Origin of the sequence: Actinomycetospora sp. CA-053990, assembly GCF_050948445.1 — a bacterium.
Classification (GTDB): domain Bacteria; phylum Actinomycetota; class Actinomycetes; order Mycobacteriales; family Pseudonocardiaceae; genus Actinomycetospora; species Actinomycetospora callitridis.
The window spans coordinates 205,666-232,366 of sequence record NZ_CP192043.1 but is presented as its reverse complement, the minus strand read 5'-3'; the positions used below and the strand labels follow the sequence as shown (position 1 = coordinate 232,366).

The following is a 26,701-nucleotide window of genomic DNA, read 5'->3' as shown; positions in this document are numbered from 1 at the left end:
CGCTCGATCCCGCGGACCCCCGGCCGACCGCCCTGCAGCTGACGACCCAGCGTCCCCTCGCGCTCGACGTCCGGGCCGGCTGCGACACGATCCGGGCGGCCGCGTCCGCCGGGACGGGCCGCGCGCTCGGCGAACCCGGCGACGGCCTCCTGCTCGCGACGCTCCCCCGGTCTCGCCGGCGGCCGAGGTCGGGTTGCTCGCCACCGTGCGCGACGACCGGCTCAGCGTCGTGTCCCGCGGGATCCCGCTCGTCGAGGGGCCGCTCCCGCCGGGCCCCTGCGCGGTCGCGATCACCGGCGACCTCACCGGCATGACGGTCACGCTCGACGGCCGGACCGTCGGCCGCGCGGGACCCGAGGCCGTCCCCGACGTCGACGCCCTCGTCACCTCGGTGCCGCCCCGGCCGGGCGGCACGGGGCTCGGCGTCCGGCTGACCGTCGACGACCAGTTCTCGACGTCCCCGACGTTCCTCAAGACCCTCGTGACCGCCCTGCTGCTGGTGTGCGTCGGCGTGGTGCTCGCCGCGCTGCGCGAGCGCGACCGCGCCGTGCGCGCCGCGCGCTGGGAGCCCGCCGGCTGGACGACGTGGACGGGGTCGTGGCGCGAACGCCTGACGCGGCCGCTCGGGCGGCTCCTCGAGGGCCCCCTCGGGTGGCGGGGGCCGCGCCCGCGGGTGGTCGACGCGGTCGTGCCGACACTGCTGGTGCTGTGGACCTTCATCGGCCCGATGAGCGACGACGACGGCTACTACGCCGCCATGGCCGGGAACGTGCCGTTCACCGGCTACGTCGCGAACTACTACCAGCTCTACAACCAGGGCTTCACCCCGTTCACGTGGATCTACTACGTGCTCTCGTGGTGGCAGGGCGTCGCCGGCCTGAGCCCGGTGGTGCAGCGTGTCCCGTCCCTGCTGCTCGGGCTCCTGAGCTGGGTCCTGCTGCGCGCGTACGTGGCCCGCGCGCTGCCCGCCGGCACGGGGCGCGGGCGGGCGATCGCCCTGCACGCGGTCGTGGCGGTCGCGTTCGTCGCCTGGTGGCTGCCGTACGACGTCGGGGTGCGCGCCGAGGCCGTGGTGGCGACCAGCGTGATCGCGAGCCTCTTGTGCCTCCGGGTCGCCCTCGAGCGCGACCGCTGGTTCCTCGCCGGGCTCGCCGTCGGCGTCGCGTCCTTCGGCGCCACGGCCGCGCCGACCGGCTTCGTCGCCCTCGCGCCCCTGCTCGCCCTGCTGCCCGCGGTGTGGCGGCGGCTCGCCGAGGTGGGCTCGCTGCCTCGCCGGGTCGCGACGGTGATCGCCCTCGCCTCGCCCGGGGCGCTCGTCAGCGTGCTCGCGTTCGCCGACGGCTCGCTGCGCGACTTCGTCCGCGCCCAGCAGATCTTCCTCGGGATGCAGGCGCAGGAGACCTGGTACTCGGAGATCGTCCGGTGGAGCTTCCTGCTCGACGACGGCGGCCCGATGGGGAACTACGCCAAGCGGTACCCCGTCCTGCTCGGCGTGCTCGCCCTCGGCTGCCTGCTCGTCCTCGTGGCGCTCGCCCGCGGCCGCGGTCTGCGTGTGCCCCCGCGGTTCGCGGCGGCCGGGTGGACCCTGCTGCTGGGCTTCGCCCTCCTGTGGCTGACCCCCAGCAAGTGGACCCACCACTTCGGCACGCTCGCCACCGTCGGTCCCGCGGTGATCGCGCTGGTCGTCGTGGGCGCGCCCGTGCTGCTGCGGGACGCCCGGCCGCCGGAGGGACCGGACGGCCCGGGGGACCCGGACCGGTCCCCGTGGCGCCCGCCGCTGCCGGTGATGGTCGGCGTCGGCCTGCTCGTGGCGGTCGTCGCCGCCCTCGCAGGCCACGGCGACCACAACTGGCCCTACTCCTGGATGCTCGGCCTGCCCGACGCGTTCCAGGTGCCCCGCGTCGCGTTCTTCTCGTTCGACCAGCCCGTGTGGTGGCTGCTCGGCGGGATGGTCCTGGCGGTCGCGACCCTGCTCGTGGTCCGGTGGCGGGCGCCCTCGTGGCGGCCCGTGGTCCCGGTGATCGCGGTGTCGCTCACGGCCGCCGCGGTGCTGCTGGTGTCCACGACGTACCTCGTCGGCAGCTTCGTGCTCGCCACCGCCCGCACCGCCGACGGGTACTCGCCGTGGGCCGACGCGGTGCGCGACCCGCTCGCGAGCGACTGCGCCGCGGCCCGCCAGATCGAGGTCCTCGACCCGGCCACGGCCCGCCCGCTCGCCCCGGTGCCCTTCCTCGTCCCGCCGCCGCCCGGCGGGACGTCGGTGTTCGTGCCGGGCGGCTGGTTCCCGTCGAGCCCGCCACCGGCCACCGGCGCCGAGGCCTGGGGCAGCTTCGTGCCGCCCGCGTCCGGGCCCGGGATCTCCGCGGGCTCGGACGGCACCGTGGGCGGCTTCTCCACGCCCTGGTACGCGATCCCGGCCGACCGGCCCGGCGCGGCGATGACCACCTCGGTGTCCGGACGCACGGGCGACGGCAACACCCTGCGGGTCGAGTACGGCCGGGAGATCGGCGGCGTCGTGGTCCCGGTCGGGGGCCAGGCCCTGGACGTCGACACCGAGGGCGACGCCGTGGACTCGACGATCTGGCGCTCGCAGCTCCTCGAGGACGCGAACGGCCCGCCGACGGGCGCCACGGTGCTCCGGCTCGTCGCGGAGGACACGTCGGTCGCCCCGGGCGGCTGGCTCGCGGTGAGCGCGCCGACCGTCCAGCGCTGGACCACGCTCGCGGACTACAGCAGGCCCGGCGAGGCCTCGGCCGTGAGCTGGCAGTACTCGTTCCTGTTCCCCTGCCAGCGCAAGCCGGTGCAGGCCCTCGGGATCAACGAGCCGGCCACGCTGGGCGTCGTGTGGGGCGACCGTCCCCTGGCCTACCGCTTCGACGGCATCTGGCAGACGGGCCGCGGCGGCCTGTTCGCCCAGAGCCTGCGCGACTCCGAGGTCACCGAGCTGACCACCCGGCTGCGGCCCGCACCCGACGGGGCGTCGGGCCAGGTCTACCGGCTCGACCCCCTGGTGCCGCTCGCGCCGTCCTACCGCGTCGACCCGCGCCGCGAGGTCGTGTCCGGGTGGAGCCCGGCGCCGAACACCACGATGTCGGTGCCCCTCGACGAGCAGGAGGCCGCCGCCGCCGGGCCCGCGGCCGATGAGCCCGGTGCGGGGCCGCCGCCCGCGGGCGGCTGAGCCGCCGGGCGGGTCGGGCCGGTCAGGCGTCCGCGGGCCGGCGGATCACGAACACCGACGACTCCCCGGACCCCGCCGGGAGCACGAGGCGTCCGGAAAGGAACTGGGCGAACGCGGGCACGGCGTAGCGGGCCGCGTCGAGCAGCTTCGGCAGCCGGCCGTAGGGCACGTCCCAGAGCCCGTCGGTGCCCTCGCGCTCCACCACGAAACCGTGGTCGGTGAGGAACTCCCGCCACTGGGCGTGCGGCTTGAGGTTGATGTGGGTGGGGTCGGCGAAGCCCATCCACGCCTGGCCGGCCAGGCGCCGGCCGCGACCGGCGGGGTCGGGCATGACCACGAGGGCGTACCCGCCGGGCCGCAGGATGCGCCGCCACGTCCGGAGCGTCTCCGACGCCACCTCGTCGTCGAGGTGCTCGAGAACGTGGATCGCGGTCAGCGCGCCGAAGGAGCCGTCGGCGAGCTCGGCGACGTCGGTGGTGACCGTGGCACCGGGCGCGTTCGCGCGGGCGGTGCGCGCCGAGTACTCGGAGATCTCGAAGCCCGCCGCCGGGCCGAGCGCGGACAGCCGCCGCACGAGGTGCCCGGTGCCGCAGCCGAAGTCGAGGTAGGGGCCGCCGGCGGTGTAGCGGCGCACGAGACGGGTGTACCAGCGCAGCGCGGGACGGTCGTCGGCCTGGCCGTTGGCCTGGTAGTACTGCTCGTCGTACTCGGTGCTCTCGGCGCTCACGCCTCGTTCCTCTCCTCGGCAGGACGGCGGCGCGAGGCCGCCAGGATCAGGGCACTGACCACCGCGCCCACCGCGCTGCCGACCCCGAACGCGACCTCTCCGGAGAGGATCACGCCCGGGACCAGCCAGAACGTGATGCCGGCGGCCAGGAGGCCCGCGGTCCAGCTCAGCGCGACGTCGCGGTGGCGACCCCGGGCGACGTGGACCTGGGTGACGACGACGAGCCCGATGTGGGCGAGCACCCCGCAGAGGATGATCGCGAGGTCCAGGCCGCCGATCGTGTAGTCGGCACCGAAGACGAGCGAGACCACCCAGGGGCCCACGAAGAAGGCCAGCGGGACGCCGATCGCCGCCACGGCGCCGAGCAGGGCGACGCCCTTCACGAGCAGGACGACCACCTCGCGCCGGCGGTCCGCGGCGATCAGGCGGGTCAGCGTGGGGACGACGGCCGACTGCAGAGGCACGACCATCGACAAGGGCGCCTTGGCCAGGGTGAACGCGGCGACGAACACGCCCGCCGCCGCCTCGTTGGCCTCGCCGGCCTCGGCGACCACGAGCACCGGCAGCCCGTTGAGCAGCAGCTGCGCGCACACCGAGCCGACCAGCAGCGGCATCGCGGCGCGGGTCAGCCCGCGCACCGAGGGCCGGTCGGCGGGGGCGCCCGGGGACAACGGTCGCTCCCACGCCACGGCCCGCCGCCACGCCGCGGGCAGCTGCGGCAGGTGGGCCAGGACGATCGCGGCCACGAGCGCCCAGCAGAACGCCGCCGCGTCGGCACCGCCCACGATGAAGACACCCACGGCGAACCCGAGCCGCAGGACCGCGTCGAGCACCATGACCGCCGCGTGGCGCACGAGGCGGTCGGTGCCGATCAGGGTGCCGCGCACGAGGAACTGGCCCGCGGAGACGACGCACAGCGCACCGAGGGCGAGCAGGACGGACACGTCGCCGTCCAGCGACCGCCAGATGATCGGCAGCGCCCCGACGAGCACCACGAGGGCGATCCCGGCGAGCACCGCGGCGGCGCCGCTCGCGGCGCGCAGGAGCGCCTGGCGGTCGCCGGGCAACGGCAGGCGCCGCGCGAGCTCCTGCTCGAGGGGCAGGAAGGCCCCGAAGCCGACGACGAGGGCGAGCGCCCAGAACGACCCGAACGTCGCGTACTCGGCGGGCGGGAGCGCGCGGGCCACGACCGCGAGATAGACGTTGACGATCAGGCCGGAGACCAGGACGCCGAGACCGGCCGCACCGACCAGCCTCCGGGCGCCGACCCGGCCGGGCGTCTGGTCGCCCACGGCGAGCGACTCCTCACTCGGTGCTGTGATGCCCGGCAGCGTATCCCGCGACCCCGCCCTCCCCGTGCGCCACCCGCCGGGCCCACCCCTCGATTCGCCCGGCCGGGCGCCGGGTTACCGTGCCGGTCCCGGGCACGATCCAGGAGGAGCGGCGGCTGTTGAGCACGGAGGCCCCGCCCGAGGTGTCCGCCGAGGTCGACGACGTCGTCGCCCGGCCGGGACCACGCCCGACGCACCCGTGGTCGTCGGTGGTCGCCGCCGTCGCGGGTCTCGTGGCCCTCATCGGCGCCGTCCTGCTGCCGATCGCCCCCGTCTCGATGAGCGTCCCCGAGGTCCGCTGGCCGGCCGATCCCCGGGACCCGGCGCCGACGATGCTCATGCTCACCGCCTACGAGCCCATCGACATCGAGGCCCGCTTCAGCTGCCGGGCCGCCCGCGCCGCGGCGGCGACGCCCGACGGGGTCGTCCTGTCGACGATGGGTCCGACGTCGCCGGACGCCGACGCGGAGGCGCTGACCGTCCGGGCGCGCGACGGCGGGGTGACCGTCCGGAGCGGCGGCGAGGACCTCTTCGCGGGCCCGCTGCCCCCGGGCGACTGTCGTGTCGTCGTGGGTGGCGACGCCGCCGCCATGCACGTCGTCGTCGACGGCGTGACCGTGTCGACCACCCCCAGCCGGATGCCCGAGCCCGACCCGGACGTGCTGCCGGAGTCGGAGCCGGACCTCGCGCCGATCGCCGCCCTGCCCGAGGTGGACGCGCTGCGGACCTCGCTGCCGGCCCTCCCGGACGCCACCCCCGACGACCTCTCGGTGCGGATGACGGTCGACGACGTCTTCGACCACTCCCCCGCGCCCCTCAAGTGGGCGCTCATCGGGACGATCCTCGCGGCGCTGGTCGTCGGCGCGGTCGCGATGGCCGTCACGGCCGTCCGGCGCCCCCGGACCGACCGGCGCCCCGCGGAGACGGGGGCCCTCGCCCGGTGGCTCTCCCGCGTGGGGGGACGCGTGCGGCGCCTGCGCCCGCGGGTGGTGGACGCCCTGGTGCCGGCGACGCTGCTCGCCTGGCTGTTCCTCGCGCCGCTGACCGACGACGACGGCTACTACAGCGCGATGGCGGCGAACGTGCCGTTCTCCGGGTACGTGCCGAACTACTACCAGCTCGACAACCAGGGCTTCACGCCCTTCTCCTGGCCGTACTACGCCCTCTCGTGGTGGCAGGAGACCTCCGGGGCCGCGCCGACGGTGCTGCGCATCCCCGCCCTCGTGCTCGGCCTGGGGACGTGGTTCCTGGTCCGGTCGTTCGTCGCGCGCACCCGCCTGCTCGGGGAGGGCACGCGTCAGGGACGGTGGGCCCACGCGGCGGCACGGCTCGCGGCCGCCGCGGCGTTCCTGGCCTGGTGGCTGCCCTACGACATGGGTGTCCGCCCGGAGCCCGTCGTCGCCTTCTTCGCCGTGGCGACGCTGGTCGCCGTCGTCGAGGGGATCGAGCGGCGCCGGCCGGCGCTGGTGGGGCTCGCGGTGGGGCTCGGCTCCGCCGGCCTCATGGCCGCGCCGACCGGCTTCGTCGCGCTCGCGCCGCTGGTGGCCGCGGCACCGGTCGTGTGGCGCTGGTTCCGCCAGGGGCCCGGCGGCTGGTGGGCGGTGGCCGGCCGGTGGGTGGTGGTGCTCGCCCCCGCCGCGGTGGGGAGCCTGCTCGGCTTCGGCGACGGCGCCTACCGCGACTTCGTCCGCTCCCAGGAGATCTTCGCGCCGATCCAGCGGGCCGGCACCTGGTACCAGGAGATCACCCGCTACGGGGCGCTCCTGACCACCGAGTCGCACTTCGGGTCGTACGCCCGCCGGGCCGCCGTCCTGCTCTGTCTGCTCCTGCTCGTGTGGTTCCTCGTGCTGGTCGTGGCGGCCCGGGCCCGCGACCTCGGCGTGCCCTTCCGGCTCCCGTTCGCCGAGTGGACCGCGATCCTCGCCTTCGTCCTGCTCCTGCCGACCCCCAGCGCCCCGACCCACCACTTCGGCGCCCTCGCCGGGCTCGGGGCGGTGTTCCTGGCCCTGGTCCTCGTCGACGGCCCCCATCTCCTCGCGCGGCTCGACCGGGAGCGGCCGGTCCCGCAGGCGACCCTGGCGGCCGCGGCACTGTCGGCGGTCCTCGTGTTCGCCCTCGCCGGGCACGGCCGGGACATGTGGCCCTACGACCGGGGCCTCGGGATGCCGGCCTACGGCGACTTCCCCTCGGTGCGGGGCATCGAGTTCGACCAGCCGCTCTGGTGGGCCCTCGCGCTCGCGGCGGTCGCCGTCGCCGTGGCCGCCGCCGCCGCGCGCTGGGCGCCCGGATGGCGACGGCTCGCGCTCGGCGTGGCGACGCCCGTGCTGGCCGTCGTCTTCCTCCTCACGTTCACCGTCTGGATGGTCGGCGACTTCGCCCGCGCGGCGGTCCTGACGTCGTCCACGTGGTCACCCCAGGTCGACGCCTGGAACGACCCGGGCGCGACCCGCTCCGGCATGGCCCACCAGATCGACGTCCTGGACCCCGTGGGCGCCCGGGCCCTCCCGCCCGCCACACCCCCCGGGACCGCGGCGACCGGCACCGAGCCCTTCGTCCCCGGCGCCTACCTCCCCACCAGCCCGCCCCCCGCCGGACCGGCGTCGGACGTGCCGGTGTTCGGCAGCTTCCTGGTCCCCGCGCCGGGCGCCAACGCGGACTCGCGCCGCGGCACCTTCACCACCGACTGGTACCGGCTGCCGCCCGCGTCGCCGGACGCCGGCCTGGCCGTCTCCGTGTCCGGCCGTCTCGGCGACGGCGTCTCGCTGCGCGCCGAATACGGACGGGCGGACCCCACCGGGTTCGTCCCGGTGGGCGGTCGGCTGATCGGTGACCCGGACAGCTCCGTCGAGTGGCGCACCGTGCCCCTCGTCGACGAGGCCGCCCCGCCGCCGGGCGCGGACGTCATCCGGCTGGTCGCGGTCGACGACAGCACCACCACCGGCGGCTGGCTCGCGTTCTCCGGCCCCACGGTGCGGCGCTGGGTCCCGCTGCCCGAGTTCCTCCCGCCCGACCGCCCCGTCGGGGTCGCCTGGCAGATGAAGTCGCTCTTCCCCGGCGTGCGCCAGCCACGCCAGCAGGCGGGCATCACGGAGCCCGCGTCCGCCGCGATCGCCTACGGCGAGACGCCCCGGGACGCGGTGGCGGACTGGACGTTCGAGCCCGAGCGGGGCGGCCTGCTGGGCCACACCCACCGCGAGGCCGAGGTCAGCCGGCTCACCACGCGCTTCCGCGACGCCGGCGACGAGGTCGACGACCTGTGGGTCCTCGAGTACCGCCAGCCCTACCCGTCGGACGGCTACGAGCTCATCCGGCGGCGGGAGACCGTCTCCGGCCTGCCCTGATCAGCTCTCCTCCTGCTCCGCGAGCTGCCGGATCAGCCCGCCCGCGAGCACCATGGACACCTGCCGGTCCGAGAGCTGGTGACGGAAGGTGTACTCGGTCCCGTCGACCCGGCCGGTCACCTCGTGCCCCTGCTGCAGCTGCTCGCGCACGTTCTCGAACGACAGGGTCGCGCCCTGGTCGATCTTCGGGCGCTCGCCCTCCTCGGGGAACTCGAGCGCGAGGATCCCGAAGTTGGCCAGGTTCTGCCAGTGGATGCGGGCGAAGGACTCCGCGATCACCACGCGCAGGCCGAGGTAGCGCGGGCAGATCGCGGCGTGCTCGCGGGACGAGCCCTGGCCGTAGTTGGCGCCGCCGACGATCGCGTGGCCGGTCGTGTCCTTGATCTCCTCGGCGTTCGCCGGGTAGTCGGGGTCGATCCGGATGAACGCGAACTGCGCGAGCTTCGGGATGTTCGAGCGGTAGGGCAGGGCCTCCGCGCCGGCCGGGGAGATGTCGTCGGTGGAGATGTCGTCGCCGACCGCGAGGAGCACCGGCACCTCGAAGGAGTCGGGGAACGGCTCGAACTCCGGCAGCCCGGAGATGTTCGGGCCCTTGACGAGCTCCTCGTTCTTCGCCTGCTCCTCCGGCGGCGGCTCCTCGAGCATGTCCGGGATGACGGTGGGCTCGGGGAGGTCGAGGTCGCCCCAGGTGAGGCCGAGCTCCTCGGCGAGCTCGCGGGGGTCGGTGATCTCGCCGCGCAGCGCGCTGGCCGCCGCGGTCTCCGGCGAGCACAGCCAGACCTGGTCGTCCTTGCCGGCGCCGGAGCGTCCGGGGAAGTTGCGGGGGAAGGTCCGCAGGGAGTTCGTACCGGGGGCGGGGGCCTGGCCCATCCCGATGCAGCCCATGCAGCCGGACTGGTGGATGCGGGCGCCCGCCGCGATCAGGGAGGTCGTCCCGCCCCAGCGGGTGAGGTCGACGAGGATCGGCCGCGACGTGGGGTTCACGTCGAAGCTCACGCCGTGGTGGGTCTGGCGGCCGTCGACCATGCGGGCGGCGACGGCGAAGTCCCGCAGCCCCGGGTTCGCCGAGGACCCGATGACCACCTGGCCGACCGGCGTCCCGGCCACCTCGCGCACGGGGACGACGTTGGCCGGCGACGACGGCTGCGCGATGAGCGGCTCGAGCTCCGAGAGGTCGATCGACTCGGTGACGTCGTACTCGGTGCCCTCCTCGGCGAGCAGCTCGGTGAAGTCGTCCTCGCGCTGCTCGCCCGCGAGGAACCGCCGCACCTCGTCGTCGGCCGGGAACACCGTGGTCGTCGCCCCGAGCTCGGCCCCCATGTTGGCGATGACGTGGCGGTCCATCGCCGTGAGCGTCGCCAGCCCGGGCCCGTGGTACTCGAGGATCCGGTTGGTGCCGCCCTTGGTGCCGTGGCGGCGGAGCATCTCGAGGACGACGTCCTTCGCCGAGCACCACGGGGGCAGCTCGCCGGTGAGCTCGATGCCCCAGATCTCGGGCATCCGGATGGTCAGCGGTTTCCCGGTGATCGCCAGCGCCACCTCGAGACCGCCGACGCCGATGGCGAGCATCCCGAGCGACCCGCACGCCGGGGTGTGCGAGTCGGAGCCGATCATCGTCTTGCCCGGGGCGCCGAATCGCTGCATGTGCGTCGGGTGCGAGACGCCGTTGCCGGGCTGGGAGTACCAGAGCCCGAAGCGCCGGCTGGCCGAGCGCAGGTAGGCGTGGTCCTCGGCGTTCTTCTCGTCGGCCTGGAGCAGGTTGTGGTCGACGTACTGCACCGACACCTCGGTGCGGGCGCGGTCGAGACCCAGCGACTCCAGCTCCTGCATCACCAGCGTCCCCGTCGCGTCCTGCGTCAGGGTCTGGTCGATGCGCAGGGCGATCTCTTCACCGGGCGTCATCTCCCCGTCGACGAGGTGGGACGCGATGAGCTGGTGGGCGACTCCGTGGGGCATGCGGAACTCCCGAGGGGCGGCGGCGGTGGCCCCTCGGGTACCCGATCAGCGCGGAGACGCTGCATCGGGTGGGCGAGGTGTGCGAACTCGGTGTCAGGCGGGCTTGGCCGCCGCCTTCGTCACGTAGGCCTCGACGACCTGGCGGGCCTCGTAGATCGTCCGCGCGCTGCCCCAGGCATTCGGGTCGAGCCTGTTGTGGACCCAGCCGCCGGGAATCTGTCGCGTCCCGAGGCTCAGGTGCCCGACCTCCCGCTGCCACAGAATCTCGGACTGGAATCCGCGCGGGTCGTCCCAGGACCAGGAATAGCCGTAGTCCTCCTGCTCCTCGAAGACCTCGACGCCATCGATCTCCATGACACGCCCTCCCCGTCGGGACCCACGGTGGGGTCTCCCGATCTAGGATCGGTGGCCGCCGTGGTCCTCACGCGTGGCACTCGGAGCATTTTCGATGTGGCGTCCGGCGCAATTCATCGCGGCCGAACGGATCGAGGTGGAGGACGAACGTGACCGTTTACGTGTCGGTGCCGCAGATTCCCCTGACGCTGAAATTCGAGGAGGATCTCGGCTCGGTCGTCGCGCGGTTCACGGAGATCATCAACGAGGGCGAGGTGCACCGTTACGCATTCGCCGACAACCAGGTCGTGCTGGTCAACTACGGCGTCATCGCGTCGGTGACGTTCTCCGAGGGGCCCCGCACCCTCGAGGTGTCCGAGCTGAACCGTGGGCTCGCCGCCCGACTCGACGACGCGTGAGCCGTCCAGGTCCGTGACCTGCGCTGATCAGCGCATCGGCGTGTCCCGTCCGAATGAACGTGACTGCCGCCCGCCGCACTGGTAGTGACGGATGTTGCTCTCGTGACTACGGTGTGCAGCATGCAACGGGTGTTGGGGCTGCTCGCATTGGCCCTCGTGCTGTTCTGGATCATCGACTCGCCCGCGACCGCGGCGGCGACGGTCACCAGCATCCTGACGATCCTCGCCGGCTTCGCCGAGTCCATCGTGGACTTCTTCCGGGCCCTCTTCTAGGCCGTTCCGCCGCGACGTGTGGGCGGAGCAGGGTGCTGGGCACCCGCCTCGTGACATCACCGTCACGAGAGGAGAACGATGCAGGAGCACGAGTTCGTGTCCGCGGTCAAGGAGAGCCTGGACCTGCCGGACAACAACAGCGCCGAGCGCGCCGTGAAGGCCACGCTGACGGTCCTCGGCCAGCGGCTCGAGGGCGGCGAGGCCAAGGACCTGGCCTCCCAGCTCCCCGGTGGCCTGGCCGACGCGCTGCCGAACGAGGGCGGCGGCGAGCGCTTCGACGTCGACACCTTCTACCAGCGGATCGCCGAGCAGGAGGGCGACGGCGTCACCGTCGCGCAGGCCCGGCAGCACGCCCGTGCGATCGCCAAGGGCCTCGAGACCGCCCTGACCGACGGCGAGTGGCAGAACTTCACCAGCCAGCTCCCGAAGGACTTCCAGGACTTCCTCGGCACCGAGCCGGTGCAGAAGCACTAGCGGGCGTCGGCTCCGGCGCGGCGCGCGACGTCCATGACGTAGGCGCCGTAGCCGGAGCTGGCCTGGCGCTCCCCGAGCGTGAAGGCCTGGTCGGGGGTGATCCAGCCCTTGGCCAGCGCGATCTCCTCGAGGCACGCGAAGCGCACGCCCTGGCGGTGCTCGAGGACCTGGACGTAGAGGCTGGCCTCGATGAGCGACTCGTGGGTGCCGGTGTCGAGCCAGGCGAACCCGCGGCCGAGGTCGATCAGGCGGGCGTCGCCCCGGGCGACGTAGGCCTGGTTGACATCGGTGATCTCCAGTTCGCCGCGCGCCGACGGGGTCAGGGTGCGGGCGATGTCGAGGACATCGTTGTCGTAGAAGTACAGCCCGGTGATCGCCCGGTTCGACCGGGGCTCGGCCGGCTTCTCCTCGATCGAGAGCAACCGGCCGGTCTCGTCGGCCTCCCCGACGCCGTAACGGCCGGGATCGCGCACCGGATAGCCGAACAGCACGCAGCCCTTCTCCGCCTCGAGGCGCGCGACCTGGTCGGCCAGGACGGTCGCGAATCCCTGGCCGTGGAAGATGTTGTCGCCCAGCACCAGGGCGGCGGTGTCGTCGCCGACGTGGTCGGCGCCGATGAGGAACGCCTCGGCGAGCCCGTTCGGCGCGGCCTGCTCGGCGTAGTCGAAGCGCACCCCGAGCTCGCTGCCGTCGCCGAGCAGCCGCCGGAACGCCGGCAGGTCCACCGGTGTGGAGATCACGAGGATGTCCCGGATCCCGGCCAGCAGCAGCACCGAGATCGGGTAGTAGATCATCGGCTTGTCGTAGACCGGCAGCAGCTGCTTGGACACCGCCCGGGTCACCGGGTGCAGCCGCGAGCCCGAGCCGCCCGCGAGCACGATCCCCTTCACGCCCGGCCCCAGTCCGCGCCGGCACCCTCGACCACCGGCGCGCGGCCGAGCAGCGGGCGCCACCAGTCCTCGTGGGTCCGGTACCAGTCGACGGTCGCCGCGATGCCCTCGTCCCATCCGATCCGCGGCGCCCACCCGAGTTCCGAGCGCAGCTTGGTGGAGTCGAGCAGGTAGCGGCGGTCGTGGCTGGGCCGGTCGGGCACGATCGTCTTGAGTCCCGATCCGAGCCCGAGCGTGTCCAGCACCGCGTCGGCGATGCCCTCGATGTCGACCTCGTGCCCGGAGCCGACGTTGTAGGTCTCGCCCACCCGACCGTGGTGGACCACGGCGTCGATCGCCGCGGCGTGGTCGTCGACGTGCAGCCACTCCCGGCGGTTCTTCGTCGACGCGTAGAGCGGCAGCGGCTCCCCGGCCAGCGCCCGCGTGGTGAATAGCGGGATGACCTTCTCCGGGAACTGGAAGGGCCCGTAGTTGTTGGCGCAGTTGGTGATGCTGATCGGCACGTCGTAGGTCAGCCCGTAGGCGCGCACCACGTGGTCGCCGCCGGCCTTCGCGGCGTTGTAGGGCGTCCGCGGCCGGTACGGCGACTCCTCGCTGAACGACTCGTCGACGTCCAGGGGCAGGTCGCCGTAGACCTCGCAGGTGGAGATGTGGTGGAACCGGCCCACACCGACCCGGCGGACCGCCTCGAGCAGACCCTGGGTGCCCATCACGTTGGTGGCGAAGAAGTCGCCGGGACGCAGGATCGCCAGGCTGTTGTGCGACTCCGCCGCGAGGTTGACCACCACGTCCACGCCGTGGGCCCGGAGCAGGTGCTCGACGAGCTCGGTGTTCGCGATCGAGCCGTGCACGAACTCGACGCCGTCGAGACCCTCGACGTTCTCCCGCACCCCGGCGTAGGTCAGCGCGTCGAGCGCCACCACGCGGTCCCCGGGGTGCTCGCGGCGCCAGTACCGCACGACGTTCGAGCCGATGAACCCGGCCGCGCCGGTCACGAGCACGGTCGCCACCGGTGGCCTCCCCTGGTCGTCGCGCGCGCCCGTCGCACCGGGCCGGTCGACGCCCGATGCTGCCACGACCACCGGCGGAGCCGGGCCCGCCCTCCCGGCGCGGGGGCCGCTAGAGCGTCGCGGCGGGCGGCGGGGGCGGCGGCGCCACGCCGGCGTCGGGGTCGTCGCCTCCGGGCAGGTGCACGTCGGTGATGACGACGTTGAGCTCGACGACGGTGACGCCGGCGATCTCCTCGACGGCCTTCGGCACGTGGCGACGCAGCGCGCGCACGAGCTCGCGCGCCCCGACGCCGTACTCGATCTCGACGTCCAGCCCGATGCGGGCCGTCTGGTTCTCGAGCTCGACGCGCACACCCGCGGTGTTCTCGGTGCTGCCCGTGAGCGTCTGGCGCACGGCCCCGACGGCGCGGGAGGAGCTGGCTCCCAGGGCGACGACACCCGGGATCTCGCGCGCCGAGAACGCCGTCACCTTCTGCACCACCGAGGGCAGCACCTCGGTGGTGCCGTCGACGGCGGTCGGGTCACCGACGGCGCCGGCGCCCCCGACCGACGTGGCCGTCGGCGTGGGGCTGGAGGGGGTGCTGCTCGGACGTTGAGCGCTGGTCATGTGCCCCGAGTACCCCGCCTGGTGCGGGCGGAGTCCGATCGCGCCCGCACGATCGGGCAGGGCGGTCAGCGGTCGCGCGGCAGGAGCGGGCCCAGCGGTCCGAGATCCAGGTTGAGGTCGTCCGCGGTGAGCCCGAACTGCTCGGTGAGCTCGTCCATCGCCTCCGCCAGCAGCATCAGCGAGGTGCCGAGGTCCTCCTCCTCCTGCTCGGTGAGGTCGCCCTGGTCGACGCGCCGGATCGCCTGCCGCTCCATGAGCTGGCGCAGCAGCTCGACGATCGTGAGCACCAGCTTCATGAGGTCCCGGCGGACCTCGTCCTTGTCGATCTCGATGCGGTTCGCCCGCTCACTCATCGCCCGGCTCCAGCTCCCGGGCCGTCAGGGCCCTCGGCGCGGCGGATCCGTTCCGCGGCGTGTCGCCCCGCTCGGCCCGCTCCGCCAGCGTGCCCTGCCGCTCCACCGGCGCGATCGACATGACCAGGGCCCGGAGCGAGATGCGCACGAGGTCGACCCCGGCGAGCGAGATCGTCAGGTCGCCGACGAGCACCACGCCGCCGGCGAGCAGCCGGTCGAGCAGGTCGACGAGCGCGACCTCCTCGTCCCCGAACAGCGACGTCGCCCGTGGCTCGAGCTCTCCCGAGGACGGGCCCGTCACGGCGCCGATCCCTCCGAGGACGAGCTGGCGGCGGCGGCGAAGGAGTAGGGGACCCAGGGCCCGGTGAGCTCGACCCGCATGTTCGGGTGGTCCTGGTAGGAGGCGACGACGGCGCGGAGCTCGTCGGCCCGCTCGACCGGCAGCAGGTAGGCCTGGTTGAGGACCATCGGGTCGGACTGCCCGGAGAGCTGCGCGTCCTGCAGGCGGTGGCTCCGGGTGGCGGCCGCGAGGGCCGACGCGACCGCGTCCACCTCGGCGGCGGCCTGGCGGGCGTCCTCGAGCGTCGTGTCGCCCTCGCGCAGGGCCTTGCGGCGCCGACGGAGATAGTCCGCGCCCGACCGCGGCTTCTCGGCCTCCGGCCCGGCCGCGTCCGGGCGGCCCTTGCGGGCGTAGACCTTGAGTCCCCACTCGGCGCGTCCGTCGAGACGGTCGAGCACCGCGGAGAAGGTCTCGGCGCTCTCCTCGAGCACCGCCCGCACCCGCTCGTCGTCGAAGTACACCGTCGCCAGCCCGAGCGGCGCCACGAGGTGGTCGCGCCCGAGGGTGTCGACGACGTGGTGGTGCGCCCGGGCGGTCGCGGCCAGCCACTCGAGGTCCTCGAGGCGCTCCTCGAGCGCCCGCTCCTGGAACTCCGCGCGGTCGGCGTCGCTCACCACGGCCGTCACGCCGCCGTGCTCGACCGTTCGGACGGGACGTCCCCCGAGTCCCTCGAGCCCCGCCACGGCGGCGGGGGCGACGTCGCGGGCGACGGCGTAGACGTAGGTCAGCGTGTCGCTCATTCCTCCGCCTTCCGACGTCGGCGCGGTGCGGCCTTCCCCCCGCCGCCCTGTCGGGCCGTCTGCTTCGGCCGCCGCGCGGGCTGGGGTTCGGGTTCGGGCTCCTCGGTGTCGTCGACGATCTCGGCGTCCACCAGCTCGGCGTCGTCGCCCCCGTCCTCGACGTCGTCGGGCTCGTCGTCACCCTCGAGGGCCGCCTGCCCGTTGCGGCCCTCCAGCGCCTCGAGGCGCTCCCGCAGGCGGCGGTTCTCCTGTTCGAGCTCGCTGTGTCCCGAGGAGAGGGTGGGGTCGCGCTCCCACCAGTCGATGCCCATCTCCTTGGCGCGGTCGACGGACGCCACGATGAGCCGGAGCTTGATCGTCAGCAGCTCGATGTCGAGCAGGTTGATCTGGACGTCCCCGGCGATGACGATGCCCTTGTCGAGGACCCGCTCGAGGATGTCCGCGAGGTTCGTGCCGTCGCCCCCGCCGCCCTGGGCCGCCGGCTGGCGGCCGCCGGCCTGGTTCGGGGCGGACGGCATCTGCCCGGTCCAGCGCACCGGGTCGCTCATGGTCACTCCCTCTCGTGTCCCCCCGGGTCGCGGCGGGCCGTCACTCGTCGTCGCCGCGACCCCGTGTGTAGCGCTTCAGCCGTTTGTAGCTGATCAGCTCGCCGTCCTCGTCCATCTCGGCCTCGTAGATCGCCAGGATGTCCGTGGACTCGGGGATGCGGTGGCTCTCCACCACCTCCAGGCCCACGACGTAGCCCTCGTCCGTGCGGCGCACCGAAGTGATCGACTCGCTCTCCTTGCCGCTCATCTCCATCACCTGCTCGGCCGCGAAGCGGGCGATCTTGCGAGCGGGGATGGGCTTCTTGGGCGCCGGTTCGGGCTCGGCTTCCGGTTCGGGCTCGGGTTCCTCGACGTCCTCGGGCTCGTCGACGTCGTCGGGCTCGTCGAGGTCCTCGGCGTCGTCGAGGTCCTCGGCGTCGTCCAGGTCCTCCGGCTCCTCGATCTCCTCCGGTTCGGCCGCGTCCTCGGCAGCGTCGTCCGGGGTGTCGTCAGGAGCGTCGTCGGAGGTGTCCTCCGCTCGGCGGCGGCGGGGTCGCTCCTGCTCGCCTTCCGGACGGCGCCGTCGGCGCGGACGCTCCTCGCCCCCACCGGAGTCCGCCGGCGCATCGTCGGCAGCGGGTCGGCGACGACGACGGGGTCGGTCCTGGTCGGGGGCCGCTTCGCCGTTCTCCTCGGTCCGGCGGCGACGGCGCGGGCGCTCGTCGTCCGAGCCCGCGGTGCCGTTCCCGCCGTTCGACGTCCGGCGGCGCTTCGGGCGCTCCTCGTCCGAGCCGGCCGCCGCCTCCGACGTCCGGCGCCGCTTCGGGCGCTCCTCGTCCGAGCCGCTCGACGCCTCCGACGTGCGGCGGCGCTTCGGGCGCTCCTCGTCGGCACCGGTCGAGGCCTCCGACGTCCGACGACGTCGCGGCCGCTCGCCCTCCGCCTCGCCCTCCGGGCGACGACGCCTGCGAGGACGTTCCTCGTCCGAGCCGGACGACGTCTCGGACGTCCGGCGCCGGCGACGCGGCTTCTCCTCGGCCGATCCGGCCGACTCGGAGGACTCCGAGGGGGTCGCGTCCCCGTTCGACCGGCGTCGCTTCGGCGCGTCCTCCCCGGAATCCCCGGACGCCGACGAACGCCGGCGGCGGGGTCGTTCCTGATCGGTGACGCGCGGGGCGTCGTCGTCCTCGGTGACGTCGGCGGACCGCGTCACGCGCCACCCCCACCTACGAGGCGCTGCAGCAGGACGGTCTGCTGCTCGTCCCGTTCGTCCTCGCTGATCTCACCGCGGTCGAACGCGGCGTCCAGCTCGTCGATCTGCGCGCGGATGACGCCGGGGTCGTTCATCTGGTGGTCGACCTGGTCGGCGATCTTCTCGCCGACCCAGGCCACCCCACGGACCGGGGCGAGGGGCAGGAGCAGGAGCTCGGTGAAGAAACCCACGATGCGCCGGCCCCTCAGGCCTGGGCTTCGGGGGGCGCTTCGAACTCGGGCAGGAAGTCGAAGGCCGCCGTGGGCCCGATGAGCCGCAGCTCGACCCGCCCGGCCCAGGCGTTGCCCAGGTCGTCGACGGCCTGCTCGAAATCGTCACGCCCGTCGGTCTTCACGAGGAACGCCAGGTGCACGGCCCCGTTCTCGCCGCCCGCCTCCTTGACCTCGGTGGCCACCGCGAACTTCGAGAGCGCGTCGACCGTGGCCTGCGCGTCCTCCTGCCGCAGCTGGTCCATCGCCTTCGAGATCGACTCGCCGAGCTGGATGCGGTCGTAGTAGCTCGCGTCCTCGTCGACCCCGGCGATCTTCTCCCGCAGCTGCTGGATGCGGGGATCGGACTCGACGATGCGGGTGAGGATGACGTCCTGGTTGTAGTCGCCGCGCAGCCGGAACTCGAGGTGGCCGCGGAGCTGGTCGAGCGCGCGCAGGAAGTAGTCCTGGTGCGGCTTCAGCAGCTCGTCGGCGACCGCGTCGTCGTCGGTGACGACCGCCCCGAAACGCATGGGGAGGACCGGCACCTCCTGCGCGATCGCGTTGAGGACGGCCTCGTGCGCCATCAGGTCGCGCCGGGTGCCCAGGGGGCGGTCGGCCGAGACGTCGCTGACGACGGCCGCCAGCTCGCCCTCGGTGACGAGACCCAGCTCGCCGTCCTCGTCACCGTGCGGGATCGGCTCGAGCCCGTCGGGGATGCGCATCCCCGCCGGGACGATGCCGTAGATGTAGGACCCGCGGGTCGTGCTCCGGGACTTGGTGGAGTCCTCCGTCGTGGTCACCTCGGCCCCCTCATGCCTTCTCGCGCTTGCTCTGCTGGCGCTCGCCGCGGACCTCGTCCCACTTCTCCTTGCCGGCGTCGAGCACCCCCTTGGTCTTGCCCTTCGCGCCGCCCTCGGTGGCGCCCTCGGTGAGGCCGCCCATGAACTCCCCGAGGTCCTTGCCACCCTTCTGGTGCAGGTCGAGGCGGTTGGTGGCCTCGGCGAACTTCAGATAGGTGTCGACACTCGCCACGACGATCCGGGCGTCGATGGTGATCAGCTCGATGCCGACCAGCGACACCTTCACGAAGGCGTCGATCACGAGGCCCTTGTCGAGGATGAGGTCGAGGACCTCGGCGAGCCCGCCCTGGGGCGCCTTCTGGACGCCGCCGCCCGATTGCTGGCTGATCGTCACGCTGTCTCACTTCCTCCCTGTGCGGATCGCCCACGACGGGCCCCGGAGACCGGGACCCGTCGTGGGCGTCGATCGGCCGTCGATCAGGCCGGGGTGCGCTGGCGCCGCGAGCGACGACGCGGGCGGTCGTCCTCCTCGGCGGGGGCTTCCTCGGCAGGGGCTTCGGCCTCGTCCTCGGCGTCCTCCGGGAGGTCGTCGTCGACGTCCTCCTCGGCCTCGTCGTCGAGTTCGTCGTCGAGCTCGTCCTCGTCCGCCTCGTCCTCGAGCTCGTCGAGGTCCTCGTCGGCGTCCTCGTCCTCGGCCACGAGGTCGTCGTCGACGTCCTCGTCCTCGTCGAGGTCCTCGTCGGCGAGCTCGCCGTCCTCGGTGTCCTCGGAGTCCTCGAGCTCCTCGTCCTCCTCGGCCGCCCGCTGCTCCTCCTCGAGGGCTTCCTCGTGGGTCTTGACGACCTCGCTGTCGCGGATCTCGCCGCGCCAGCCCTCGAGTTCCTCGCGGTTGATCAGCGTGTCCATCATGACGTGACGGCAGAAGTGCTTGAACTCGAGCCGGGCACGACGTCCGACCGCCCGCCACAGATTCCCGGTCTTCTCGAAGAAGCCCTGCGGGTAGTACTCCATGATCAGAACGATGCGCGTGAGGTTCGGCGCCAGTTCGCTGAACGTCACGATCCCGTCCGCGTGGCCCTTGGCGCCCGACGACACCCACAGAATGTGGCTATCCGGCACCTGTTCGCGGATAGTCGTCTCCCAGGAACGACGCGACCAGAACACCTTTGCGGTCCAGACGACCTTCTCGTCGGACTCCTGATTGACCGTCTCGACCTTCTTCATGAAGCTCGGGAAGTCGGCCATCTGGGTCCACTGGTCGTAAGCCACGCGCAGCGGGACCCCGACGTCCTGGACCTCGTAGATGTTCATGAACTTGAACTTGCCGCGGCCGCTGTCGGAGCTGCCTCCGCCACCGCCGCCGCTGCCGTCCTCGTCGCCCTCGTCGTCGTCTCCGCCGCCGAGACCGACCGCCCCCAGCGCCTTGTCCTTCACCGTCGAGAGACCGCTCTTGATCGCTCCGCCGATGCCGCCGCCCGACGAGTCGTCGTCATCGCCCGACCCACCGCCGAACACGGCACCGAGGTTGCCCGGGTTCCCGGCGACGTCGGTGAGCTTGCCGGTCAGGCCCTCGACCTGGTCGAGAGCGGCGTTGACCGCCTTGTCGGTGGCCGTCTTCAGCAGCGTCTGCGCCGCCTGCTTGAGACGGTCGACGGGCAGCACGTCGGTGATCGACGAGCCGGACCCGCTGTCCTCGTCGTGCGGGACCTGGCCGTTCGAGGCCGCCCGCGGATCGGTCGTGGACTCAGTCATCGCGCTTCCCCGATCCACGGCGCGAGCCGGAGCCGGCGGTGGCCTTGCTGCGCGACCCCGACGACGTCCGACGCGTCGAGCCGTTGCTGGTGCGGTTCGCACTGTCGTCCGACGACGAGCCCGACGACGACCGCTTGCGACGCTCCTGGCCTGTGTCGCTGCTGGTCGAGCCGCTGCTCGACGAGCTGCTGCCGGAGCTCTTCGATGTCGACGGCGGACGCGAGGCCCGGCGGCGCGACGGGGCCCGCGAGGGGGCCTCCTCGGGCTCGTCGGCCTCCTCGGTCTCGGCCACGGCCTCGTCCGACTCGGACTCCTCCGTGTCGTCGACGTCGTCGAAATCCTCGACGTCCTCGATCTCGTCGGCGGCGTCCACGCCGTCGTCGACCGGCTCCTCGGCGGCAGCCGCCTTGCGACGACGTCCACCGCGCGCGGCCTTGCCGACCGCGCCGCCGGCACCGCCGACCGCGCCTCCGACGGCCGACCCGGCCGTCCCGGCCACGTCGCCGACAGCGCCACCGGCCTGGCCGACGGCGTCACCGGCGGCACCCGCGGTCTGGCCGGCGGCCTGCGTCGCCGCACCCGCCGCGTCCGCGGCCGGCTTGCCGAGGTTCTCGACCCGGTTGACCAGGTTGTCGGTGAGGGCCTCCATGCGCGAGCTCGCGACGGCCAGCGCCGCGTCCTTGCCGGCCTCGAGCAGCCGACCCCGCACAGCACCGTCGAGCTTTTGGAGCTCCGGTGACGCCTGGATCAGTTTCGAGGCCTGCCCCAACAGCTGGGCGGGATCGGTGGAGATCTTCTTCCCGGCCAGCGCAGCGCCGAACATGATGGCGAGCTTCATCTTCTTCGTACGACCGAGTAGATAGCCGCCGATGACCGCGAGGGCCAATTTCAGGCCGGTTCCGGGCACCGTGCACCTCCGAATGGATTGGTCCGCCTGTGCGGTGGACCACGGCCCGCCGCCTACGGAGCCGGACATTACATCGCGTGCTTCCGGATTGCGCTAGACCGGTAAGATCAAATCTGCGATGGGCCGTTCGACCCAATTCGTGATCACCAGAGCACGAAGGGTGATCGCGCATTCGGGTGTCGTTCTCGTGCTTCAAACATCTGCGCCCGTTCGCTCTTTCTGAATGAACGAGACGTCGGTATGTGATCGACCGGATGCGCTGGGTGCGTGCGTGACCGTGCGATCACGAAGGGTCATGTCGACCGCCACCTTGGTGACACTCGGCAGTGATCTGCACCATACGGGGGTTCGGTCTCGGCCGCCAGCTCTGCGCGCTTGGGCAGCACAGCCCAAACACCGTGCGGCCCGATGCGTCGACATGTTGCTCCGCGCTCGACGGAGACGCAGGTCAGCCCTCGTCGGCGGCGTCCAGCACCCGGTCCACCGCACGCCGCAGCGATCGCCACGCCCGCACGCGCGCACGGACGATCCGCATGCCCAGCTCGGTCAGACGGTAGCGCCGCCGTTCGGTGTCGGCCCCGAGCTCGACGAGACCGTGCCGGGCGAGGTGATGGAGGGTTTTCTGAATCGTGGTAGGAGGTGGCGCGAGGCCGCCTCCGCTGTCCGCCCGGAGCCGCTCCGCGAGCTCCCGCCCGCTGGCCGGGCCGCGACGCAACGTGACCAGCACCAACAGCTCGACGTGCTCCTGCGACGCCATCCGGACCGACCCCCACCGCCGGTTGGCGGTGCCCGCGGTGCTCCCCGACGCGCGCGCCGAGCGGCGTGCGCCGCGGGGGGCGGGTGGGGCCGGTGGGACGTCGGCGGGCGGGGGCGCCGGGGGGACGTCGTTCGGCGTGTCGGCCTCGGTCTCGGACCCGGTCTCGGACTCGGATCCGGACTCCCCGGCCTCGTCGGGCACGGGGGTCCGCACGGTGAGGGGCACGACGGCGGCGTGGCGCGCTTCCTGCGCCGGAATCTCGGGGGACCCCGTCCCGGTGCCCTCGGCCTCATCCTGCTCGGAGCTCCGGCGGGGGCGCGGGGGCAGGAGTCCGCGCAGGCTCGCCGTCGCCGACCGCCCGAACGCGTCGCTGAGGTCGGGCGGCTGCTCGTCGTCGCTGGTCATCCGGAAATCGGCGGTCACGAGGTGGCCTCCTGCTCGGGGCGGTGGTCCGCGGTCGTGGTCTCCTCGGCAGCGCGCAGGAGGGTCAGGAGCTCGACCCCGAGGTCGCGGTAGTCACCCGCCACGCTCGCGGCGGTCGGGGACAGGCGGCGCCCGGACGAGGTCTTCGAGGTCCCCTCCCGCAGGGCCGCCCACCACGCGGGCTGCGCGGCCACCTCCTGCTCGAGCTCGTGGGCGAGCCGGCCGAGGCGCCGGGCGTCCTGCGCGGTGCGCTCCGCGTGGCGGATCGAGGTGGTGAACAGCGGCGACTGGCCGCCGAAGGCGCGCTCCATCGCCTCGCGGAGCTCGGCGTGCACGACGCGCGAGCGCGACCCGGTGGCGAAGAGCACGGCGCCGAGCAGGCCGAGGTCGGGGTTCTGCTCGCGGGCGAGCGCGAAGCGCTCCCCGACCAGGCGCATGCCGACCAGGCCGCCGCCGTCCGACTTCGTCGGCATGAGCACCCACCGGGCGGCGGTGAGCGCGAGGTCGGTGAGGATCGTCGTCTCGGGCGGGCAGTCGACGAAGACGAGGTCGTAGTCGCCGGCCACCGGCGCGAGCACGGTCGCGAGGGCCCGGAACGCCTCCCGTCCCTGCTCCTGGACCCGGGAGACCATCAACGGCACGAGGTCCACGAGGCGGGCGCCACCGGGTACGACGTCGAGGCCGGGGCGGACGCCCTCGGTCGGGCGCAGCGGCGAGCCCGCCACGATGCTCATGAGCAGGCCCGCGCCGTGGTCGTCGATCGGCCCGTCGCGGAACCCGAGGTCGTCGGCGAGGTTCGCCTGGCGGTTGAGGTCGACGAGCAGGCACCGGTAGCCGGCCGCGGCGAACTGCCCGGCGAGGTTGGCGACGAGCGAGGTCTTCCCGACCCCGCCCTTGTCGTTGACCATGGCGATCGTCCGCGTCAGCGCGTCCGTGTCCGGGTCGGTCGTGGTCGCCGCGTCCTCGACGCCGACGACGACGGGCGTCGGCCCGCCCGTGCGGTCACCGCCCGCGCGGTCCCTCCCCGCGCCTCGGCGGCGGCGGGTGGCGTTGCGGGAGGCGCGGCCCGCCGGTCCGGTCATGCGGCGAGGGTGCGTCCCGACCCGTGCCCCGGCAAGGCCGACACGGGCGTCCAGAGCCTCTTGGGGCCGCACGGCGGCAGGAACTCACGCTGTCGGCCCAGTCGGCTACGGCAGGCGAGGGGGCTGTCACGCGTCGCGCTCGCGCGTGTCGTCCTCGTAGACGTCGGGCACATCGTCGTGGTCGGTGTCGACCCGCTCGCGCTCGTGGATCCGCCGGTGCACGCCGTTGCGGTACCGCAGCACGCCCGTGGCGAGCACGGCGGCGACCAGCGAGGCCGTCAGGACGCCGATCTTCACGTGGTCGTCCGCGCCGCTGCCGGTGCCGAACGCCAGCTCCCCGATGAGGAGGGAGACGGTGAACCCGATCCCGGCGAGCAGCGAGAGCCCGAGGACGTCGCTCCAGGCCAGCTCGTCGGCCAGCCGCGCCCGCGTCAGCCGCTGGACGAGCCACGTCGCGCCCATGATGCCGACGGTCTTGCCGGCCACCAGCCCGGCGATGATGCCGATGGTGATCGCGTCCGTGAACGCCGCGCCGAGCCCGCCGCCGACGACGGTCACCCCGGACGCGAAGAACGCGAAGATCGGCACCGCCACCCCGGCGGAGAGCGGTCGCCAGCGGTGCTCGAAGTGCTCGGCGAGCCCGGGTCCGGGGCCCTCCCGCCGCCGGACCACCGGCACGGCGAAGCCCAGCAGCACCCCGGCGACGGTCGCGTGCACGCCGGACTCGTGCACGAGCACCCACGTCAGGGCGGCGAGCGGGAGCAGCAGCCACCACGACCGCACCCGCCGCTGGACGAGGACCGTGAACGCCCCGAGCGGCAGCAGCGCCAGCAGCAGCGGCACGAACGCGAGCTGGTCGGTGTAGAAGAGCGCGATGATCGTGATGGCGAGCAGGTCGTCCACCACGGCGAGCGTGAGCAGGAAGGTGCGCAGCGCGTCGGGCAGGCAGGAGCCGATGAGGGCGAGCACCGAGAGCGCGAACGCGATGTCGGTGGCGGTCGGGATCGCCCAACCCGCGGCCCCCGGTCCGCCGAGGTTGATCGCGGCGTAGATCAGGGCGGGCGCGATCATGCCGCCGACCGCGGCCGCCACCGGCAGCAGCGCCCGCGACGGCTCGCGGAGGTCGCCGGCGACGAACTCGCGCTTGAGCTCGAGGCCCGCGACGAAGAAGAAGATCGCCAGCAGGCCGTCGGCGGCCCAGGTGGCGAGGGTCAGGTCGAGATGGAGTGACGCCGGGCCGATCTGGACCTGCGACAGCGCCGTGTACGCGTCCCGCCACGGCGAGTTGGCCCAGAGCAGCGCGAGCGCCGCGGCCGCGACGAGCAGGACGCCGCCGACGGTCTCGCGGCGCAGGATGTCCGCGATGCGCGCCGTCTCCGGCCAGGAGCCGCGGGCGAAGAGGGGGGACGACCGAGCCACGGTTCCTCCGGCGGGCAGACGTCAGGGACTGCCGACCAGACTTCCCGGCGCACCGCGGTTGACCCTACGTCACAGCGACCGCCCGCCCGACGATCGAGTGCGTGGCCCTATCGGCGTGCTCCCCTGATCGGGCACTGGACGTCAGCGACGGTCCGCCGCCGACACAGCCGTACTAACAAACCGTGTTCGGCGGGGGTAGGACGCCCTCGAGGAGGTAGCGGTTGACGGTGTCGTCGACGCACGGGACGCCGTTGGTGTAGACGGTGTGGCCCTCGCCGCGGTAGGTCAGCAACGCCGAGCCGGGCACGCGCTGGGAGAGCGCGACGCTGTTCTGGTACGGCGTGGCCGGGTCGTTCGTCGTCCCGAGGATCAGCATCGGCGGGCCCGCGTAGTTCTCCAGCGGGGTCAGTGGCTGCTGGGGTGCGGGCCAGTCGGAGCAGGTCAGGCCGCTGACGAGCACGTTGCCGGAGAAGTGCGGCGCGCGGGACTCGGTGACGCGGGCCGCCGCGAGCACCTGCTGGTCCTCGGTCGGCCAGGCGTTGTCCAGGCACGTCACGGCGTTGTAGGTGTCGGAGTTGCTGCCGCGGAAGTAGGCGGTGGCCAGCGAGCGCAGGGGGGCGCCGTCGCCCCGGTCGGCCGCCGCGAGGGCCTGGGCGAGCTGGGGCCAGCTGTCCTGGCTGTAGAGCGGGTAGACGACGCCGATCTCGAGCAGCCCCGCCGAGAGCGGGCTCGTGCCGGCGACGGGCAGCGGCGCGGCGGTGACGCGGGCACGCACCCGGTCGAGGGTGCCGATCGGGTCGGCCCGCACGGGGCACGTCGGATCGGTCCGGCACGCGGCGTCGAACTGGCGCAGGGAGTTCTCGAAGCTCTCGGCCTGCGCCGAGTCCAGCCCCGGCTTCGTCACGTCGACGACGCCGTCGAGCACGATCGCCCGCAGCCGTGTCGGGAAGAGCTGCGCGTACGTCTGCCCGATCGACGTCCCGTAGGAGAAGCCCAGATAGTTGATCCGCTCCTCGCCCAGGGCCTCGCGGATGCGATCCATGTCGCGGGCGACGTTGCGCGTCCCGAGGTGGGGCAGGAGGTCGCGGTAGCGCTGGCCGCAGGCGGCGTCGTAGCGGTCGACCGCGTCGTTCGTGGCCGCCTCGTCCGCGGGGTCGCCCGGGTCCGGATCGGCCAGGTACGGCGTCTCGGGGCCCAGCGGGCACTGCAGCCCGGTGCTGTCGCCGACGCCGCGCGGGTCGAAGCCGATCACGTCGAAGCGGTCGGTCACCTCGCGCGGGAGCACCCCGGCCTGGACGAGCTCGATGCCCGAGCCGCCCGGGCCCCCGGGGTTGACCAGGAGCACGCCCAGCTTGGCGGCGGGGTTCGCCGCGGGCCGGCGCGCGATGGCGATCGGTGTCGTGGGCCCGGTGGGGTTCGCGTAGTCGACCGGCACCGGCACGGTCGCGCACTCGAGGTCGCCGCGGCACGGGGTGAAGGCCGGGCCGGGCCCCCGTCCGGACGGGGGTGGGGGCGGCCACGGGCGCCGAGGAGCTCAGCGGGATCGGCGGCACCGCCGGCTCCGGGGCCCGGGCGCACCCCGACAGGGCCAGCGCCGC

Annotated in this window: 26 protein-coding genes; 5 read left to right on the top strand and 21 right to left on the bottom strand. The window is 73.6% G+C overall.

Annotated elements, in window-relative coordinates; translation table 11 throughout:
* Positions 1-193 precede the first annotated feature (193 nt).
* On the top strand, positions 194-3,178 hold the full coding sequence (locus tag ACQPYN_RS01155) for an arabinosyltransferase domain-containing protein (RefSeq protein WP_433032302.1): 2,985 nt from the start codon (positions 194-196) through the stop codon (positions 3,176-3,178).
* 22 nt (positions 3,179-3,200) lie between these two features.
* On the opposite strand, the gene ACQPYN_RS01150 is transcribed toward ACQPYN_RS01155, so the two are convergent.
* Complete coding sequence (locus ACQPYN_RS01150; protein ID WP_433032299.1) at positions 3,201-3,905, bottom strand: class I SAM-dependent methyltransferase; 705 nt, start codon at positions 3,903-3,905, stop codon at positions 3,201-3,203.
* Positions 3,902-5,197, bottom strand: a complete 1,296-nt coding sequence (locus ACQPYN_RS01145) for a lipopolysaccharide biosynthesis protein (RefSeq protein WP_433032296.1) — start codon at positions 5,195-5,197, stop codon at positions 3,902-3,904. Before ACQPYN_RS01145 ends, ACQPYN_RS01150 begins: the two co-directional genes overlap by 4 nt.
* Before the next feature lie 158 nt (positions 5,198-5,355).
* On the opposite strand from ACQPYN_RS01145, the gene ACQPYN_RS01140 reads away from it, so the two are divergent.
* The gene (locus ACQPYN_RS01140; protein WP_433032293.1) at positions 5,356-8,577 is read left to right on the top strand and encodes an arabinosyltransferase domain-containing protein; all 3,222 of its coding nucleotides are present in this window, start codon (positions 5,356-5,358) and stop codon (positions 8,575-8,577) included.
* Here the strand turns inward: ACQPYN_RS01140 and ACQPYN_RS01135 are convergent, their stop codons facing one another.
* Together ACQPYN_RS01135 and ACQPYN_RS01130 are read right to left on the bottom strand one after the other, a co-directional pair.
* Complete coding sequence (locus tag ACQPYN_RS01135; protein WP_433032290.1) at positions 8,578-10,533, bottom strand: aconitate hydratase; 1,956 nt, start codon at positions 10,531-10,533, stop codon at positions 8,578-8,580. It lies immediately after the preceding gene.
* A gap of 93 nt (positions 10,534-10,626) precedes the next feature.
* On the bottom strand, positions 10,627-10,887 hold the full coding sequence (locus tag ACQPYN_RS01130) for a hypothetical protein (protein ID WP_433032287.1): 261 nt from the start codon (positions 10,885-10,887) through the stop codon (positions 10,627-10,629).
* A 149-nt stretch (positions 10,888-11,036) separates the two neighbouring features.
* Between ACQPYN_RS01130 and ACQPYN_RS01125 the strand changes: the two genes are divergently transcribed.
* The 3 genes from ACQPYN_RS01125 (at position 11,037) to ACQPYN_RS01115 (ending at position 12,032) form a co-directional block, all read left to right on the top strand.
* Positions 11,037-11,285, top strand: a complete 249-nt coding sequence (locus tag ACQPYN_RS01125; protein ID WP_433032284.1) for a hypothetical protein — start codon at positions 11,037-11,039, stop codon at positions 11,283-11,285.
* A 120-nt stretch (positions 11,286-11,405) separates the two neighbouring features.
* The gene (locus ACQPYN_RS01120; RefSeq protein ID WP_274187262.1) at positions 11,406-11,558 is read left to right on the top strand and encodes a hypothetical protein; all 153 of its coding nucleotides are present in this window, start codon (positions 11,406-11,408) and stop codon (positions 11,556-11,558) included.
* Positions 11,559-11,636: 78 nt separating this feature from the next.
* Positions 11,637-12,032: a DUF2267 domain-containing protein gene (locus ACQPYN_RS01115; protein ID WP_433032280.1), complete on the top strand. Its 396-nt coding sequence runs from the start codon at positions 11,637-11,639 to the stop codon at positions 12,030-12,032.
* On the opposite strand, the gene rfbA is transcribed toward ACQPYN_RS01115, so the two are convergent.
* The 17 genes from rfbA to ACQPYN_RS01030 all read right to left on the bottom strand — a co-directional run bounded on the left by rfbA (position 12,029) and on the right by ACQPYN_RS01030 (position 26,544).
* Positions 12,029-12,922 (bottom strand): glucose-1-phosphate thymidylyltransferase RfbA, encoded by an 894-nt coding sequence (rfbA, locus tag ACQPYN_RS01110; RefSeq protein WP_433032277.1) that lies wholly within the window; start codon positions 12,920-12,922, stop codon positions 12,029-12,031. The two genes, ACQPYN_RS01115 and rfbA, sit on opposite strands and share 4 nt — an antisense overlap.
* On the bottom strand, positions 12,919-13,932 hold the full coding sequence (rfbB, locus tag ACQPYN_RS01105; RefSeq protein ID WP_433032274.1) for a dTDP-glucose 4,6-dehydratase: 1,014 nt from the start codon (positions 13,930-13,932) through the stop codon (positions 12,919-12,921). Before rfbB ends, rfbA begins: the two co-directional genes overlap by 4 nt.
* A gap of 109 nt (positions 13,933-14,041) precedes the next feature.
* Positions 14,042-14,539 (bottom strand): Asp23/Gls24 family envelope stress response protein, encoded by a 498-nt coding sequence (locus tag ACQPYN_RS01100; protein WP_433032271.1) that lies wholly within the window; start codon positions 14,537-14,539, stop codon positions 14,042-14,044.
* A 65-nt stretch (positions 14,540-14,604) separates the two neighbouring features.
* Positions 14,605-14,892 (bottom strand): gas vesicle protein K, encoded by a 288-nt coding sequence (locus tag ACQPYN_RS01095; protein ID WP_274196936.1) that lies wholly within the window; start codon positions 14,890-14,892, stop codon positions 14,605-14,607.
* On the bottom strand, positions 14,885-15,193 hold the full coding sequence (locus tag ACQPYN_RS01090; protein ID WP_433032267.1) for a gas vesicle protein: 309 nt from the start codon (positions 15,191-15,193) through the stop codon (positions 14,885-14,887). The genes ACQPYN_RS01095 and ACQPYN_RS01090 overlap by 8 nt, the downstream gene beginning before the upstream one ends.
* Positions 15,190-15,972 carry a GvpL/GvpF family gas vesicle protein gene (locus tag ACQPYN_RS01085; protein ID WP_433032264.1) on the bottom strand — a complete coding sequence of 261 codons (783 nt, stop codon included), beginning with the start codon at positions 15,970-15,972 and terminating at the stop codon, positions 15,190-15,192. Before ACQPYN_RS01085 ends, ACQPYN_RS01090 begins: the two co-directional genes overlap by 4 nt.
* Complete coding sequence (locus ACQPYN_RS01080) at positions 15,969-16,520, bottom strand: gas vesicle protein (protein ID WP_433032261.1); 552 nt, start codon at positions 16,518-16,520, stop codon at positions 15,969-15,971. The genes ACQPYN_RS01085 and ACQPYN_RS01080 overlap by 4 nt, the downstream gene beginning before the upstream one ends.
* A 40-nt stretch (positions 16,521-16,560) precedes the next feature.
* Positions 16,561-17,712 carry a gas vesicle protein GvpO gene (gene gvpO, locus ACQPYN_RS01075; protein WP_433032258.1) on the bottom strand — a complete coding sequence of 384 codons (1,152 nt, stop codon included), beginning with the start codon at positions 17,710-17,712 and terminating at the stop codon, positions 16,561-16,563.
* Entirely contained in the window at positions 17,709-17,942 is a 234-nt protein-coding gene (locus ACQPYN_RS01070; RefSeq protein WP_433032255.1) for a gas vesicle protein GvpG, read from the bottom strand. The genes gvpO and ACQPYN_RS01070 overlap by 4 nt, the downstream gene beginning before the upstream one ends.
* Positions 17,943-17,956: 14 nt before the next feature.
* The gene (locus ACQPYN_RS01065; protein WP_433032252.1) at positions 17,957-18,763 is read right to left on the bottom strand and encodes a GvpL/GvpF family gas vesicle protein; all 807 of its coding nucleotides are present in this window, start codon (positions 18,761-18,763) and stop codon (positions 17,957-17,959) included.
* Between the two features lie 10 nt (positions 18,764-18,773).
* Entirely contained in the window at positions 18,774-19,157 is a 384-nt protein-coding gene (gene gvpJ, locus ACQPYN_RS01060) for a gas vesicle protein GvpJ (RefSeq protein ID WP_274187273.1), read from the bottom strand.
* Between the two features lie 83 nt (positions 19,158-19,240).
* Positions 19,241-20,515: an SRPBCC family protein gene (locus ACQPYN_RS01055; RefSeq protein ID WP_433032248.1), complete on the bottom strand. Its 1,275-nt coding sequence runs from the start codon at positions 20,513-20,515 to the stop codon at positions 19,241-19,243.
* Positions 20,508-21,422 (bottom strand): hypothetical protein, encoded by a 915-nt coding sequence (locus ACQPYN_RS01050; RefSeq protein WP_433032245.1) that lies wholly within the window; start codon positions 21,420-21,422, stop codon positions 20,508-20,510. The genes ACQPYN_RS01055 and ACQPYN_RS01050 overlap by 8 nt, the downstream gene beginning before the upstream one ends.
* Before the next feature lie 448 nt (positions 21,423-21,870).
* Positions 21,871-22,602, bottom strand: coding sequence for a PadR family transcriptional regulator (locus ACQPYN_RS01045; protein WP_433032242.1), 732 nt, complete (start codon positions 22,600-22,602; stop codon positions 21,871-21,873).
* A complete protein-coding gene (locus tag ACQPYN_RS01040) occupies positions 22,599-23,684 on the bottom strand; it encodes a ParA family protein (protein WP_433032239.1) in 1,086 nt (361 codons plus the stop codon). The genes ACQPYN_RS01045 and ACQPYN_RS01040 overlap by 4 nt, the downstream gene beginning before the upstream one ends.
* A 126-nt stretch (positions 23,685-23,810) precedes the next feature.
* Complete coding sequence (nhaA, locus tag ACQPYN_RS01035) at positions 23,811-25,103, bottom strand: Na+/H+ antiporter NhaA (protein WP_433032236.1); 1,293 nt, start codon at positions 25,101-25,103, stop codon at positions 23,811-23,813.
* 172 nt (positions 25,104-25,275) lie between these two features.
* Positions 25,276-26,544 (bottom strand): alpha/beta hydrolase, encoded by a 1,269-nt coding sequence (locus tag ACQPYN_RS01030; protein ID WP_433032233.1) that lies wholly within the window; start codon positions 26,542-26,544, stop codon positions 25,276-25,278.
* Between the last annotated feature and the right edge of the window lie 157 nt (positions 26,545-26,701).

What these genes read in the sequence shown, in the direction of transcription:
- ACQPYN_RS01135 (WP_433032290.1), bottom strand. Translation starts at nt 10,533, where the DNA reads ATGCCCCACGGAGTCGCCCACCAGCTCATCGCGTCCCACCTCGTCGAC.
- ACQPYN_RS01130 (WP_433032287.1), bottom strand. Translation starts at nt 10,887, where the DNA reads ATGGAGATCGATGGCGTCGAGGTCTTCGAGGAGCAGGAGGACTACGGC.
- ACQPYN_RS01120 (WP_274187262.1), top strand. Translation starts at nt 11,406, where the DNA reads ATGCAACGGGTGTTGGGGCTGCTCGCATTGGCCCTCGTGCTGTTCTGG.
- ACQPYN_RS01115 (WP_433032280.1), top strand. Translation starts at nt 11,637, where the DNA reads ATGCAGGAGCACGAGTTCGTGTCCGCGGTCAAGGAGAGCCTGGACCTG.
- ACQPYN_RS01100 (WP_433032271.1), bottom strand. Translation starts at nt 14,539, where the DNA reads ATGACCAGCGCTCAACGTCCGAGCAGCACCCCCTCCAGCCCCACGCCG.
- ACQPYN_RS01095 (WP_274196936.1), bottom strand. Translation starts at nt 14,892, where the DNA reads ATGAGTGAGCGGGCGAACCGCATCGAGATCGACAAGGACGAGGTCCGC.
- ACQPYN_RS01085 (WP_433032264.1), bottom strand. Translation starts at nt 15,972, where the DNA reads ATGAGCGACACGCTGACCTACGTCTACGCCGTCGCCCGCGACGTCGCC.
- ACQPYN_RS01080 (WP_433032261.1), bottom strand. Translation starts at nt 16,520, where the DNA reads ATGAGCGACCCGGTGCGCTGGACCGGGCAGATGCCGTCCGCCCCGAAC.
- ACQPYN_RS01055 (WP_433032248.1), bottom strand. Translation starts at nt 20,515, where the DNA reads ATGACTGAGTCCACGACCGATCCGCGGGCGGCCTCGAACGGCCAGGTC.
- ACQPYN_RS01040 (WP_433032239.1), bottom strand. Translation starts at nt 23,684, where the DNA reads ATGACCGGACCGGCGGGCCGCGCCTCCCGCAACGCCACCCGCCGCCGC.